Raw genomic sequence first — 12,801 nt, 5'->3', positions numbered from 1 at the left:
GGCCGGGGTGGTTCCGGGGGCGTGGTCCGGGGGCCTGCGACGCGTTCCGGCGGCGTCGTCCGGGACGGTGCGATGAGTTCCGGGGGGGCCGGACGGTCTGTCCTGCATGGAGAAGACGACGCATATCGATCTGGGTCCGGCGGCGGAGCGCGTGGCGCGGCTGGCGGAGGGCATCGGCGACGAGCGGCTCGGGGACCCGACCCCGTGCCCCGCCTATGCGGTACGGGAGGTGCTCGCCCATCTCGTGGGGCTGAGCGTGGCCTTCCGCGACGCGGCCCGCAAGGACTTCGGCCCGACGACGAGCACGCCGCCCGGCTCGGAGCTGCCGGTGCTGGAGGACGACTGGCGCACGGCCCTGCCGAAGGCTGTGGAGGAGTTGGCGGCGGCCTGGCGGGAACCGGGTGCGTGGGACGGGGACACACAGGCGGGCGGGGTGGAGCTGCCCGCCGCGGTCATGGGCCGGGTCGCGCTCAACGAACTGCTGATCCACGGCTGGGACCTGGCCCGTGCGACGGACCAGGAGTACGCGGCGGGAGAGGAGGAACTGGCGTCTTCCCAGGAGCTTTTGACGCCCACGGCCGACTCCGCCGACGACGAGGGCTTCTTCGGCCCGATCGTCCCCGTGCCGGAGGACGCGCCTCTCCTCGACCGGGTGATCGGGCTGAGCGGCCGCCGGCCGGACTGGCGGCCGGCGTAGGCACGCCCGCCCGGCCCGCGGCGTCTTGCGCCGGCCCTCGGCGTCCCGCGGCGTCCCGCGCCGGTCAGCGCGAGGGCGTCAGGATCTCCCGGAGGCGTCGGCACGCGGCCGGGACGGGGGCGATGACGGGGACGGCGAAGCGGGGGCGGAGGGCTTCCGCCGCATCGCTCAAGGGGCCACCGGCGACGACGAGGGCGCGGGCCCCGTCCCGTACGACACAGCGCTCCCCCGCGAGGGCCAGGCTCTCGCGGAGCCGGTCCGGATGGGCGGAGAGCCGTTCGGGGGCGCCCTGGGTCAGGCGGAGGCCGGTGAAGAGGGCGGTGAGGCCGAGCCGGGCGACCCGGTCGGCGATCGAGTCCGCGAGCAGCGGGGTCGTCGTCACGATGCCGAAGGGCGTACCGGCGGCGGACGCCTCGAGCAGGGCGGCCTCACCGATCCCCACGACCGGCACGCCCGCCAGGGCCCGGAGTTCGTCGAGGCCCGGGTCGCCGAAAGCGGCCACGACCAGGGCCGCGGGGGAGCCGGTGGCCAGCGTCCGGCGGCCGGCCGCGACGACCTCGGGGGAAGCGGCCCGCAGCGCCGCCGGGTCGGTCAGCATCCGGGGCCCACGCTCCACGGTCACGCCCTGGACGCGCAGCGCCGGCCCGAGGGTCCGCCGCGCGACGGCGGTCATCATCGCCGTCGTGGCGGCGGAGGTGTTGGGGTTGATGAGCACGAGCGTGCGGGGGCCCGGGCCCCGGGGCGAGGGCACACGCGCGCGGCCGGTCCCCGCGGCGTACGCGGGGACCGGCTCGGGGAGCGGAAGGGGCGCGTTCAGTGGACGTGCGCCGCCTTGGCCGTGCGGGTCCCGGAGATCTCCTCGCCCGGCTCCATGGGCGCCGTGACCTCGTCGTCGTCCCGGCGCCTCCCCAAGTGGTTGAAGACCAGGTTGAGCAGGACCGCGGCGACGCAGCCGGTCGAGATGCCGGAGTCCAGGATGATCTTCGCGGTCTCCGGGAAGGCGTGGTAGAACTCCGGCACCGTGATCGGGATGATGCCGACGGCCAGCGAGACCGCCACGATCAGCACGTTGTTGTCCTTCTCCAGACCGGCCTTGACGAGCGTCTGGATGCCGCTCGCCGCGACCGAGCCGAAGAGGACCACGCCCGCGCCGCCGAGCACCGGCCGCGGGACGACCGAGATCAGCGAGGCGGCGATCGGCGACAGACCCATCAGGACGAGCACGCCGCCTCCGCAGGCGACGACGAACCGGCTGCGGATCTTCGTCATGGCGACCAGCCCGATGTTCTGGGCGAAGGCGCTGCACATGAAGCCGTTGAAGAGCGGGCTGATGGCGGAGCCGAGGGTGTCGGCGCGCAGCCCGGCCGCGATGGTCTTCTCGTCGGCGGGCCGGTCGACGATCTCGCCGAGGGCGAGCATGTCGGCGGTCGACTCCGTCATCGAGACGAGCATGACGACGCACATGGAGATGATCGCCGCGAGCGCGAACTGCGGGGCACCGAAGTGGAACGGGGTCGGGAAGCCGACCACGGACGCCTCGGTCACCGGGCTGAAGTCCGTGACACCGAACGGGATCGCGATGAGGGTGCCGATGACCAGACCGACCAGGACGGCGATCTGCTTCAGGAAGCCCCGGGTGAAGCGGCGCAGGACCAGGACGACCACGAGCGTGATCGCGGCGAGGCTCAGATAGGTCGTCGAACCGTAGTCCTTCGCCGTCGGATTGGGCCCTTGGGCCCAGCCGAAGGCGACCGGGAGCAGCGAGACACCGATGAGGGTGATCACGGTGCCGGTGACGACGGGCGGGAAGAAGCGGACGAGTTTGGAGAAGTACGGGGCGGCTATGAAGCCCAGCACTCCGGCCACGATGATCGCGCCGAAGATGATCGGCAGCGCGTCGGACTTGTCGTCGGTGGTGTCGACGATCGCGAGCATGGGCGCGACGCCGGCGAAGGTGACGCCGTTGACGAACGGCAGCCGGGCGCCGATGTTCCAGACGCCGAGCGTCTGGAGGAAGGTGGCGAGTCCGGCGGTGAAGAGGCTCGCCCCGGTGAGGAAGGTCAGTTCGGTGCCGGAGAGTCCGACGGCCGCGCCGACGATCAGGGGCGGGGCCACGACACCCGCGTACATGGCGGCCACGTGCTGGAGGCCGCTGGTGAACATCTTCAGGGGCGGAAGCGTCTCGTCGACCGGATGCCTCTGGTCTTCGGTGTCGGCGCTTGCATCGGGTGCATCATTGCGAAACCTGGGCTTGGCGGCCACGGCGGTTCCTCCGGTCGGTTACACGTCGGCGACGCGGATGTCAGGGAGGTGGTGCAAAGTGGTGCAGATCCTGCGCCTCACGGGTGCGGCTCATGAGGAAGTGGGGGGTGCTTCTACAAAGGGATTTCTCGGGGGTGGTGCGGTGCGTCAGGTGTCCGGGGAGGGCTGGACACGTCGACCGTCCGGGGGGTGCCGTACCTCTTTTCGTACGGGCACCCCCCGTCCGGCCGGCCACGGACCCCGCTCGGGTCCGTGGCGACCGACCGAGGGCCGTCCCCCTCGGTCGGACTCCTTGGGGCGGATCAGCCCTGGGCCGTGATGCGGGCCAGGCGCTGCGCCTCCGCGCGCGCGTCGCGGGCGATCGCCTCTTCGTCCGCGAACAGCAGGCGGTTGTTCTCGACGATCTGCTTGCCGTTGACGAACGAGGCCGTCACCGGGGCAGCGGCGCCGAACACGATCGCGGTGACCGGGTCGGCGATCGAGGAGTGGCCGAGGCCGTCGACCTTCCAGAGCACGAAGTCGGCGAGCTTGCCGGGCTCCAGAGAACCGATGTTGTCGGCTCGGCCGAGGACCTGGGCGCCACCGTACGTACCGAGGCGCAGGGCCTGGCGGGCGTTGAGCGCGGCCTCGCGGTGGGCGCCGAGGCGGTTGACGAGGAGCGCGTTGCGCAGTTCGGTGTGGAGCTCGCCCGACTCGTTGGACGCCGTGCCGTCGACGCCGAGGCCGACCGGGACGCCGGCCTTGAGCATGTCCGGGACCCGGGCGATGCCGGCGGCGAGGCGCGCGTTGGAGGAGGGGCAGTGCGCCACACCCGTACCGGTACGGGCGAAGGCCGCGATGTCGGAGTCGTTCATGTGGACGCAGTGCGCCATCCACACGTCCTCACCGAGGAAGCCGGTGGACTCGAAGTAGTCGGTCGGGCCCATGCCGAACAGCTCGTGGCAGAACTTCTCCTCCTCCACCGTCTCCGAGCCGTGCGTGTGCATCCGCACGCCGAGGCGGCGGGCCAGCTCGGCACCCTCCTTGAGCAGGCGGGTGGAGATGGAGAAGGGGGAACACGGGGCGACGGCGACCTGGGTCATCGCGTCGAAGGAGGCGTCGTGGAACTTCTTGACCGTCTCCTCGGTCGCGGCGAGCGCGCCCTCGGTCGTCTCGACGGCGAAGTCCGGCGGCAGGAAGCCGTCCTTCTCGCTCATGTCCATCGAACCGCGGGCGAGAGTGAAGCGCACGCCCATGTCGGAGGCGGCACCGATGATGGCGGCCGACAGGTCACCGGAGTTCTTCGGGAAGACGTAGTGGTGGTCCATGGCGGTGGTGACACCGCCGCGGGCCATCATGGCCAGCGAGCCCTGGGCGGCGACACGGACCATCGACTCGTCGATGCGGGCCCACGTCGGGTAGAGCGCGACCAGCCAGTTGAAGAGGTTGTGGTCGGTGGCCAGGCCCCGGGTGATCCACTGGTAGAAGTGATGGTGGGTGTTGATCAGACCGGGCGTCACCAGATGACCGGTGGCGTCGATCCGGCGTACCACGTTCTCCAGGCCCTCGGGCGCCTTGCCGGCGCCGATGGACTCGATCTTGTTGCCGGCGACGACCAGGTACCCGGAGGCGTACTCGGTGTCGTTGGCGTCCACGGTCGCGATCGCACAGTTCTCGATGACGATGCGCTGGGCTGCCGAAGGTGCTGCCATGGCGGTGGTTCCTTCATTCCTCTGCGGTGGTGTGGGCACGGCAGGACCCTAGGAGGATTTGAGTGCCGGGGCCGCGTGACGGCTCCGGGTGCCGAGATGGTGGAAGAACAGATTGAGCATGACCGCGACGAGCGCTCCGGCGCTGATGCCGGAGCCGAGCACGGTCTGCGCCCAGGCCGGGAAGTCCGCGTAGAAGGTGGGAGCGGCGAGCGGGATGATGCCCGCGCCGAGCGCCACGGCCACCAGGATGATGTTGGAGCTGTCGTCGAGTCCGGCTTCCGAGAGCGTACGGATGCCGGAGACGGCGATCGAGCCGAAGAGGACGATGCCGGCGCCGCCGAGGACGGGCATCGGCACCATGGAGACGACCGCGCCGAGGACCGGGAAGGCGCCGAGGACCAGCAGGGCGCCACCGGCGACGGCGACGACGTAGCGGGAGCGGACCCGGGTCAGCGAGACCACGCCGACGTTCTGGGCGAAGGCGGAGGTCGGGAAGCCGCCGAAGACAGGGCCGATCAGAGTGGCGACGCCGTCGGTCCGCAGGCCCCGGGTGATCGTCCGGCCGTCGCTCCTGCGGTCGCAGATCTCGCCGAGGGCGAGCATTCCGGCGCTGGACTCCGTCATCAGGACGAGCATGACGATGCACAGGGAGAGGATCGCGGCGGGCTGGAACTCCGGCGCGCCGAAGGCGAAGGGCGAGGGCAGCGCCGCGACCGGCGCCTCCCGCAGGGCGGTGAAGTCGGCCATCCCGAAGGGGATCGCGGCCAGCGTTCCGACGAACAGTCCGAGCAGCAGGGCGACCTGCTTGACGAAGCCCTTGCCGAAGCGCTGGAAGAGCAGGATCACGACGAGTGTGAAGGCGGCGAGCGCGAGGTACTTCATGGCGCCGAAGTCGGCGGCTTCCCTGTTCCCGCCCTGGGCCCAGCTCACCGGCACGGGCATCAGGGTGACGCCGATGAGGGTGATCACGACGCCGGTGACGAGCGGCGGGAAGAAGCGGAGCAGCCGGCCGAAGAAGGGTCCGACGGCGAGGCAGAAGACTCCGGCGACCATCACCGCGCCGTAGATGGCGGGGAGCTGGTGGCCGGGGGCGCTGGTCTCGGCGATCGCGAGCATCGGTGCGATGCCGGCCGACGAGGCGGCGTTGACGAACGGGAGCCGGTTTCCGGCGAAGCGGCCGGCGCCGATCGTCTGGAGGATGGTGGCGCAGCCCGCGATGAGGAGGCTCGCGGCGATGAGCCGGGTCATCCCGGCGGCGTCCAGGCCGACCGCCTGGCCGATGATCAGCGGAGGGGTGACGACACCCGCGTACATGGCGGCGATGTGCTGGAGCGCGGCGGGAACGAGCCGCGAGGCGGGGAGCTTCTCGTCCACCGGGTGGACCTCGGTCGAGGTGGCCGATGGGATGGAACACGGGCCTTCTGCGGATGCCGGCCCCATGACGGGCTGTGCCATTGGTAGGTCCCTCCGGTGGTGGCGGCCCCCGCCCTGCTGCGGGCGGGCGGGGGCGGCCACGGGGTGCCGCTAGAGGTTGGTCATGTCGACCGGGATCTGCGCCGTGGCTCCGTCACGCAGCACCGTGGCCTCGATGAGGCCGTACATGCGGTCGGCGGCGTAGTAGACCTCGTTGTCGTTCTTGAGCCCGAAGGGCTCCAGGTCCACCAGGAAGTGGTGCTTGTTCGGGAGCGAGAAGCGCACTTCGTCGATCTCCGAGCGGTGGTTGATGATGCGCGAGGCCATCTGGTACAGCGTCTGCTGCAGCGAGAGGGAGTACGTCTCGGCGAATGCCTGCAGCATGTGCTTCTTCGTCTCGGCGTACGAGCGCTCCCAGTTGGGCATCCGCTGGTCGTCGTCGGTCCAGTTGAAGCGCCAGCGGCCGGACACCTGCGTGGCCAGGATGCGGTCGTACGCCTCCTGCAGGGTGGTGTACTTGTCCTTGATGTAGCCCCAGAACTCCGAGTTGGTGGAGTTCATCACGACGAGGTCCTTGAGGCCGGAGATGACCTCCCACTTCTCACCGTCGTACGTGATCTGGGTGACGCGGGTCTCCTGGCCCTGGCGGACGAAGGAGTGGTTCACCTCGTCCGAGCCGATGAACTTGGAGTTGGCGTCCGAGGTCGCGATGCGGTCCCAGGCGTACTCCTCGATCCGGATCCGGGCCCGGTGGATGGGCTCCTGGCTCGTCACGAAGTGACGGGCGAGGTGGATGCCGAACTGCTCGGCCGACTCGATCCCGTACTCCTTGGCGAAGGCGAATACGGTGTTCTTGGTCGTGTCGGTGGGCAGGCAGTGGGCGTTGGAGCCCGAGAGGTGGACATCGTCGAGGTCGCCGGAGAGGGCGACGGAGACGTTCAGGTCCTTGATGTGGTGGGTGTCGCCGTCCCGCGTGATCTTGACGACGCGGTTCTCTGCTTTGCCGTACTGGTTCTGGCCGAGAATCGTGGGCATGTCTGCTAGCTCCCTCGGTAAACGGAGTAGCCGAACGGGTTGAGCAGCAGCGGTACGTGGTAGTGCTCGCCCGGCTTGACGGCGAACGTGATCGCCACCTCCGGGAAGAACGCACCGCTGTCCCTTACGCGGGGGGCGTCCTGCTGCGCCTCGGCTTGCTTCTTGGAGAAGTACTCCTCGACCTCGAAGTCGAGTCGTACGTGGGTGGTGCCCTCCGGCAGGGCCGGCAGGTCCTTGCAGCGCCCGTCCGCGTCGGTGGCGGAGCCTCCGAGCGTGACCCACTGCGCGTCGAAGCCGCTGCGGGCCGCGAGCGTGATGGCCACGCCCTCGGCGGGGCGGCCGATGCTGGTGTCCAGGATGTGCGTGGACACCGAGGCGGTGGTGTCGGTGCTCATACGGCGCTCTCTTCCTCTACGAGACGGGTCAGGCGGATGCGGTTGATCTTGCCCAGTTCGGTGCGGACGATCTCCCGCTCCTGCTCGGGCGAGTGCTCGATCCGCTCGCGGACCGCGTCGCGCATCTGCTCGCCGGTCTTGCCGGTGGCGCAGATCAGGAAGACATGACCGAACTTGTCCTGGTAGGCCAGGTTGAGTTCGAGCATCTCGGCCTTGAGCTCCTCGGAGGCGCCGGCCATCCCGCTCTGCTCGCGGGAGGAGGTCGGGTCCCCTGCCTTCGGACGACCGATCGGCGGGTGGCCCGCCATCGCCTCGGCCAGATCCTCGGCGGTCAGCTCGGCCATGGCGGCGTCGCTGGCGAGGAAGAGGGCTTCGACGGTGGCGTACGGGCGCTGGGCGAGGATCTTGCTCCCCCACGCCGAACTGGAACACACCTCGTGGAGCGCGGCGACAGCGTCGCTGTCCGCCGAGGTGTTGAACCGGGTGAGGCCCGGTGTCGTACCTGAAGTCACGGGAAGCCTCCGTGGCTGTTTTTCGCTGTGCGTCGGACGGGCTGCGGATAGCTAACGCCCTCCCGCAACACCACGTCAACACTTTGTTGAAAACTCGGCCACACAAAAGCCGTCGTCCCGACATCCGGACGACGGCTTGTGGCCACACATGATCAACTAGCTGTTCTTGGGGGCCTTTTCCCTGTTCAGGGCGGTCTCCCTGTTCAGGTAGTTGTATACGGTGAACCGGCTGACACCCAGTGCCCCGGCCACCGTCTCCACTCCATGGCGTACGGAGAAGGCGCCACGCGCCTCGAGCATCCGGACCGCCTCCTGCTTCGCCTTGCGGTCCAGCTCGGCCAGCGGCATCCCGTGCCGTCGCTCCATGGCGGCCAGAATGTGGTCGAGCGAGTCCGAGAGCTGCGGAAGGCGGACGGCGAGGACGTCCTCGCCCTCCCAGGCGAGCACCACGTCGTCGGTCTCGGCCTGCTCGGGGCCCAGTATCTCCGCGCCCATCGCGTCGACCAGCGGTTTCACCGCGGCGATCAGAGGGTGTTCGGTCACGACTCCTCCCCGATCACATTGACCTGGAGGGAGACACGGGTCGCGCCGGCCGCCAGAGACCGGCGCAGCAGCGCGTCCACGGCCGTCAGCACCGCGTCGGCTTCCCCTTCCGCCGTGTTTCCGAAGGGACCGACATCCACCGCGTCCAGTTCGGCCGCCTGGATGACCTCACGCGCCACGACCGCGTGCGCCGGCGCCTCGTCCAGGTCGAACGGCTCGGTCGTGAACTCCACTTTCAAACGCACCATGCCCCCACGCTACTGGCCGGGAGTCGGCCGACGGCAGCCCTGAGCTGCCGAACCCTCTTGACAAGTCAGCCGCTCCACTTGCAACATTCCGTCAGACAGAAAGTTACTTCCGCAATACGGAAGGAGCGCCGCCCCTCATGGCCCGCTTCTCAGAAGGCGCAGTCACGGACCAGCGCTTCGATGTGAACCTGTCGATCCTCTTCACGGAACTCCCGCTCCTGGAGCGCCCCGCGGCCGCCGCCGCGGCGGGCTTCACCGCGGTCGAGCTGTGGTGGCCCTGGATCGACACCGCCATCCCCGACCAGAGCGAGCTCGACGCGCTCAAGAAGGCTCTGGACGACGCCGGCACCCAGCTGGTGGGCCTGAACTTCTACGCCGGTCAGCTGCCCGGCCCCGACCGCGGCGCCCTCTCCGTACCCGGTGAGGAGTCGGACCGCTTCCGCGCCAACATCGACGTGGCGGCCGACTTCGCCGCCTCGGTCGGCTGCAAGGCGCTCAACGCGCTCTACGGCAACCGCGTCGAGGGCGTCGACCCGCAGATCCAGGACGCCCTCGCCCTGGAGAACCTGGTCCTGGCGGCCCGCGCGGCCGACCGGATCGGCGCGATCCTGCTGATCGAGACCCTGAACAAGCCGGAGTCGCCGCTCTACCCGCTGGTGAGCGCCCCCTCCGCGATCGAGGTCGTGGACAAGGTCAACGCGGCCACCGGGCTCGGCAACGCCAAGTTCCTCCTCGACATCTACCACCTGTCGATGAACGGCGAGGACGTCAGCCAGGTCATCGCGCAGTACGCCGACAAGACCGGCCACGTCCAGATCGCCGACAACCCGGGCCGTGGCGCGCCGGGCACCGGCGAGCTCCCCCTGGCGCAGCTCCTCGACGAGCTCAGGAAGGCCGGTTACGACGGCTGGGTCGGCCTGGAGTACAAGGCCGCCGACGCCGCCGCGTCCTTCGAGTGGCTCCCGGCCGAGGCCCGCGCGGCCCGCTGACTTCCTCCCCGTACCACCAGTTTTTCGAGAGGCACCCTCACCATGAGCACTCTTCCCAAGATCGCATGGATCGGCCTCGGCATCATGGGCTCCCCCATGTCCGAGAACCTGATCAAGGCGGGCTACTCCGTCACCGGCTTCACCCTGGAGCAGGACAAGCTCGACCGCCTCGCCAAGGCCGGCGGCACCGCCGCCACGTCGATCGCCGAGGCCGTCGAGGACGCCGACGTGATCATCACGATGGTGCCCGCCTCCCCGCAGGTCGAGGCCATCTCCTACGGCCCCGAGGGCATCCTGGAGAACGCCAGGCAGGGCGCGTTGATCATCGACATGTCGTCGATCACCCCGCAGACCTCCGTGGACCTGGCCAAGAACGCCAAGGAGAAGGGCATCCGCGTCATCGACGCGCCCGTCTCCGGCGGCGAGGCCGGCGCCATCGAGGCCGTCCTGTCGATCATGGTGGGTGGCGAGCAGGCCGACTTCGACGAGGCCCTGCCGGTCCTCGAGGCCCTCGGCAAGACCATCGTCCTGTGCGGCCCGCACGGCTCCGGCCAGACGGTGAAGGCCGCCAACCAGCTCATCGTGGCCGTCAACATCCAGGCGTGCGCCGAGGCCGTGGTCTTCCTCGAGAAGTCCGGCGTGAACCTCCAGGCCGCCCTGGACGTCCTCAACGGCGGTCTGGCCGGCTCCACGGTCCTGACCCGCAAGAAGGACAACTTCCTGAACCGGGACTTCAAGCCCGGCTTCCGGATCGACCTGCACCACAAGGACATGGGCATCGTCACCGACGCCGCCCGCAATGTCGGCGCGGCCCTCCCGGTCGGTGCCGTCGTCGCCCAGCTCGTCGCCTCCCTGCGTGCGCAGGGTGACGGCGGCCTGGACCACTCGGCCCTGCTGCGCGCCGTCGAGCGCCTCTCCGGCCGGCAGGTCTGACCCTCCGCCCTCGCCAGGGGGCCCCAGATTTCCGGACGGCGGCGGCGCTGACACCTGTCCTGTCGCGCCCAGGCGTCGTCGCCGTCCGGAACACCACACTTCATTTTCAACAAACTGTTGACGTTGGCTTCGGGACGTACTTACGCTCCAGCCACCCCCCAGCAGTGCAGCTCCCGTACGGAAGGTCACGATGTCGAAGCGCGTGCTTACGACCGAGTCCGGCGCCCCGGTCGCCGACAACCAGAACTCCGCCACCGCCGGCGTCGGTGGCCCCATCCTGCTGCAGGACCAGCACCTGCTGGAGAAGCTCGCGCGCTTCAACCGTGAGCGGATCCCGGAGCGCGTCGTCCACGCCCGCGGCTCCGGCGCGTACGGCTACTTCGAGGTGACCGACGACGTCACCGGCTTCACGAAGGCCGCCTTCCTCTCCGAGGTCGGCAAGCGCACCGAGACCTTCATCCGGTTCTCGACCGTGGCCGACTCGCTCGGTGGCGCGGACGCCGTCCGCGACCCCCGCGGCTTCGCGCTGAAGTTCTACACCGAAGAGGGCAACTACGACCTCGTCGGCAACAACACCCCGGTGTTCTTCATCAAGGACCCGATCAAGTTCCCCGACTTCATCCACTCCCAGAAGCGCGACCCCTTCACGGGCAAGCAGGAGCCGGACAACGTCTGGGACTTCTGGGCGCACGCCCCCGAGGCCACGCACCAGATCACCTGGCTGATGGGTGACCGCGGCATCCCGGCCTCGTACCGTCACATGAACGGCTACGGCTCGCACACCTACCAGTGGACCAACGAGGCGGGCGAGGCCTTCTTCGTCAAGTACCACTTCAAGACGAACCAGGGCATCCGCTGCCTCTCCGCCGAGCAGGCCGCCGAGGTCGTCGGGTCGGACGCGAACTCGCACCAGACCGACCTGCTGCAGTCCATCGAGCGCGGTGTGAACCCCTCGTGGACCCTGTACGTCCAGGTCATGCCGGCCGCCGAGGCCGCGGACTACCGCTTCAACCCGTTCGACCTCACCAAGGTGTGGCCGCACGCCGACTACCCGCTGCAGCGCGTGGGCCGTCTGGTCCTCGACCGCAACCCGGACAACGTCTTCGCCGAGGTCGAGCAGGCCGCGTTCTCCCCGAACAACTTCGTCCCGGGCATCGGTCCCTCGCCGGACAAGATGCTCCAGGGCCGCCTCTTCGCCTACGCCGATGCCCACCGCTACCGCCTCGGTGTCAACCACACCCAGCTGCCGGTGAACGCCCCCAAGGCGACCGTGGCCGAGAACTACGGCCGCGACGGCCTCATGGCCACCCGCAACGGCTCGCGCACGGACAAGAACTACGAGCCCAACTCGTACTCCGGTCCCACGCAGACCGACGCGGCGCTCTCCGCCCCGCTGGCCATCCACGGCTGGACCGGCACGCACGAGGCCCCGCTGCACAACAAGGACGACGACTTCTTCCAGGCCGGTGAGCTCTACCGCCTGATGTCCGAGGACGAGAAGAACCGTCTGATCGCCAACATCGCCGGCGGCCTGTCCCAGGTCTCCCGCGAGGACGTGATCGAGAAGAACATCGCGCACTTCGCCGCCGCCGACCCGGAGTACGGCAAGCGCGTGGAGGAGGCGGTCCGCGCCCTGCGCGAGGACTGACCCTCACGGAGTTTCCAGACCGCGTACGGCACTTGACGGGAGGTCAGCTGCCGTACGCCGTCCGGACCGACGGCCCGGATGAGGGGTGGCCGGCGGAACGGACAGCGTGAGGACCGCGGCGGCGTACGAGCCAGTGCGGTGGTAAGGGCGAACCAGGCCCCTTCTTGACCTGAAGGAAGGGATCCGGGCAGCCCGTCGTCGCCGCCGCGGTCCCAACGCCCCACCTCCCCCAAGACTCCGCCCGGCGGCGCGAACGTCCTGTCGCGCCAGCCTCGCACCGTCGGGCGGGTTTCAGACGAGAGCGCGGAACCAGGTTTACGGTCCCTGGTTCCGCGCTCTTCCGCGTGCTCGTCACCCCCGGCCGCCAGCGCATCGTTTCTGCGGTGAAGATCCCCACCCGCTCGGGCGAGCGCACCGCGCTTCTCCTTCACTGCG

Annotated in this window: 13 protein-coding genes; 4 read left to right on the top strand and 9 right to left on the bottom strand. The window is 69.6% G+C overall.

The features are described 5' to 3' along the window. The first annotated feature begins 106 nt into the window (after positions 1 to 106). Positions 107 to 697 carry a TIGR03086 family metal-binding protein gene (locus ACZ4VW_RS19410; protein WP_467963906.1) on the top strand — a complete coding sequence of 197 codons (591 nt, stop codon included), beginning with the start codon at positions 107 to 109 and terminating at the stop codon, positions 695 to 697. Positions 698 to 761: 64 nt separating this feature from the next. Here ACZ4VW_RS19410 and ACZ4VW_RS19405 read toward each other — a convergent pair whose 3' ends face one another. The 9 genes from ACZ4VW_RS19405 to ACZ4VW_RS19365 all read right to left on the bottom strand — a co-directional run bounded on the left by ACZ4VW_RS19405 (position 762) and on the right by ACZ4VW_RS19365 (position 8,793). Further along, entirely contained in the window at positions 762 to 1,412 is a 651-nt protein-coding gene (locus ACZ4VW_RS19405) for an aspartate/glutamate racemase family protein (protein ID WP_467963904.1), read from the bottom strand. A 98-nt stretch (positions 1,413 to 1,510) separates the two neighbouring features. Continuing rightward, positions 1,511 to 2,959 carry a nucleobase:cation symporter-2 family protein gene (locus ACZ4VW_RS19400; RefSeq protein WP_467963902.1) on the bottom strand — a complete coding sequence of 483 codons (1,449 nt, stop codon included), beginning with the start codon at positions 2,957 to 2,959 and terminating at the stop codon, positions 1,511 to 1,513. 302 nt (positions 2,960 to 3,261) lie between these two features. Continuing rightward, positions 3,262 to 4,650 carry an 8-oxoguanine deaminase gene (locus ACZ4VW_RS19395; protein WP_467963900.1) on the bottom strand — a complete coding sequence of 463 codons (1,389 nt, stop codon included), beginning with the start codon at positions 4,648 to 4,650 and terminating at the stop codon, positions 3,262 to 3,264. A 48-nt stretch (positions 4,651 to 4,698) separates the two neighbouring features. Beyond that, a complete protein-coding gene (locus ACZ4VW_RS19390; RefSeq protein ID WP_467963898.1) occupies positions 4,699 to 6,105 on the bottom strand; it encodes a nucleobase:cation symporter-2 family protein in 1,407 nt (468 codons plus the stop codon). A gap of 69 nt (positions 6,106 to 6,174) precedes the next feature. Continuing rightward, complete coding sequence (gene pucL / locus ACZ4VW_RS19385) at positions 6,175 to 7,098, bottom strand: factor-independent urate hydroxylase (RefSeq protein ID WP_355106816.1); 924 nt, start codon at positions 7,096 to 7,098, stop codon at positions 6,175 to 6,177. Between the two features lie 5 nt (positions 7,099 to 7,103). Then, positions 7,104 to 7,493: a hydroxyisourate hydrolase gene (gene uraH, locus ACZ4VW_RS19380; protein ID WP_329114186.1), complete on the bottom strand. Its 390-nt coding sequence runs from the start codon at positions 7,491 to 7,493 to the stop codon at positions 7,104 to 7,106. Continuing rightward, on the bottom strand, positions 7,490 to 8,005 hold the full coding sequence (uraD, locus tag ACZ4VW_RS19375) for a 2-oxo-4-hydroxy-4-carboxy-5-ureidoimidazoline decarboxylase (RefSeq protein WP_467963895.1): 516 nt from the start codon (positions 8,003 to 8,005) through the stop codon (positions 7,490 to 7,492). The genes uraH and uraD overlap by 4 nt, the downstream gene beginning before the upstream one ends. Before the next feature lie 156 nt (positions 8,006 to 8,161). After that, positions 8,162 to 8,500 (bottom strand): helix-turn-helix domain-containing protein, encoded by a 339-nt coding sequence (locus ACZ4VW_RS19370; protein ID WP_467964319.1) that lies wholly within the window; start codon positions 8,498 to 8,500, stop codon positions 8,162 to 8,164. 44 nt (positions 8,501 to 8,544) lie between these two features. Continuing rightward, on the bottom strand, positions 8,545 to 8,793 hold the full coding sequence (locus ACZ4VW_RS19365; protein ID WP_467964317.1) for a thiamine-binding protein: 249 nt from the start codon (positions 8,791 to 8,793) through the stop codon (positions 8,545 to 8,547). A 140-nt stretch (positions 8,794 to 8,933) separates the two neighbouring features. On the opposite strand from ACZ4VW_RS19365, the gene ACZ4VW_RS19360 reads away from it, so the two are divergent. The 3 genes from ACZ4VW_RS19360 (at position 8,934) to ACZ4VW_RS19350 (ending at position 12,366) form a co-directional block, all read left to right on the top strand. Continuing rightward, the gene (locus tag ACZ4VW_RS19360; RefSeq protein WP_467963893.1) at positions 8,934 to 9,785 is read left to right on the top strand and encodes a TIM barrel protein; all 852 of its coding nucleotides are present in this window, start codon (positions 8,934 to 8,936) and stop codon (positions 9,783 to 9,785) included. A 42-nt stretch (positions 9,786 to 9,827) separates the two neighbouring features. Next, positions 9,828 to 10,718 carry a 2-hydroxy-3-oxopropionate reductase gene (locus ACZ4VW_RS19355; RefSeq protein WP_467963891.1) on the top strand — a complete coding sequence of 297 codons (891 nt, stop codon included), beginning with the start codon at positions 9,828 to 9,830 and terminating at the stop codon, positions 10,716 to 10,718. Positions 10,719 to 10,908: 190 nt separating this feature from the next. Further along, a complete protein-coding gene (locus ACZ4VW_RS19350) occupies positions 10,909 to 12,366 on the top strand; it encodes a catalase (RefSeq protein ID WP_467963889.1) in 1,458 nt (485 codons plus the stop codon). Positions 12,367 to 12,801: the final 435 nt, after the last annotated feature.

The sequence above is a fragment of the Streptomyces sp. NPDC029139 genome, assembly GCF_055564335.1.
The sequence above is the reverse complement of the archived record's forward strand: the minus strand, read 5'-3'. Positions and strand labels throughout refer to the sequence as shown.

Excerpts from the sequence above, each read along its gene's own strand:
- ACZ4VW_RS19410 (WP_467963906.1), top strand. The coding sequence starts at position 107 with ATGGAGAAGACGACGCATATCGATCTGGGTCCGGCGGCGGAGCGCGTG.
- ACZ4VW_RS19395 (WP_467963900.1), bottom strand. The coding sequence starts at position 4,650 with ATGGCAGCACCTTCGGCAGCCCAGCGCATCGTCATCGAGAACTGTGCG.
- ACZ4VW_RS19390 (WP_467963898.1), bottom strand. The coding sequence starts at position 6,105 with ATGGCACAGCCCGTCATGGGGCCGGCATCCGCAGAAGGCCCGTGTTCC.
- pucL (WP_355106816.1), bottom strand. The coding sequence starts at position 7,098 with ATGCCCACGATTCTCGGCCAGAACCAGTACGGCAAAGCAGAGAACCGC.
- uraH (WP_329114186.1), bottom strand. The coding sequence starts at position 7,493 with ATGAGCACCGACACCACCGCCTCGGTGTCCACGCACATCCTGGACACC.
- ACZ4VW_RS19370 (WP_467964319.1), bottom strand. The coding sequence starts at position 8,500 with ATGGGCGCGGAGATACTGGGCCCCGAGCAGGCCGAGACCGACGACGTG.
- ACZ4VW_RS19360 (WP_467963893.1), top strand. The coding sequence starts at position 8,934 with ATGGCCCGCTTCTCAGAAGGCGCAGTCACGGACCAGCGCTTCGATGTG.
- ACZ4VW_RS19355 (WP_467963891.1), top strand. The coding sequence starts at position 9,828 with ATGAGCACTCTTCCCAAGATCGCATGGATCGGCCTCGGCATCATGGGC.
- ACZ4VW_RS19350 (WP_467963889.1), top strand. The coding sequence starts at position 10,909 with ATGTCGAAGCGCGTGCTTACGACCGAGTCCGGCGCCCCGGTCGCCGAC.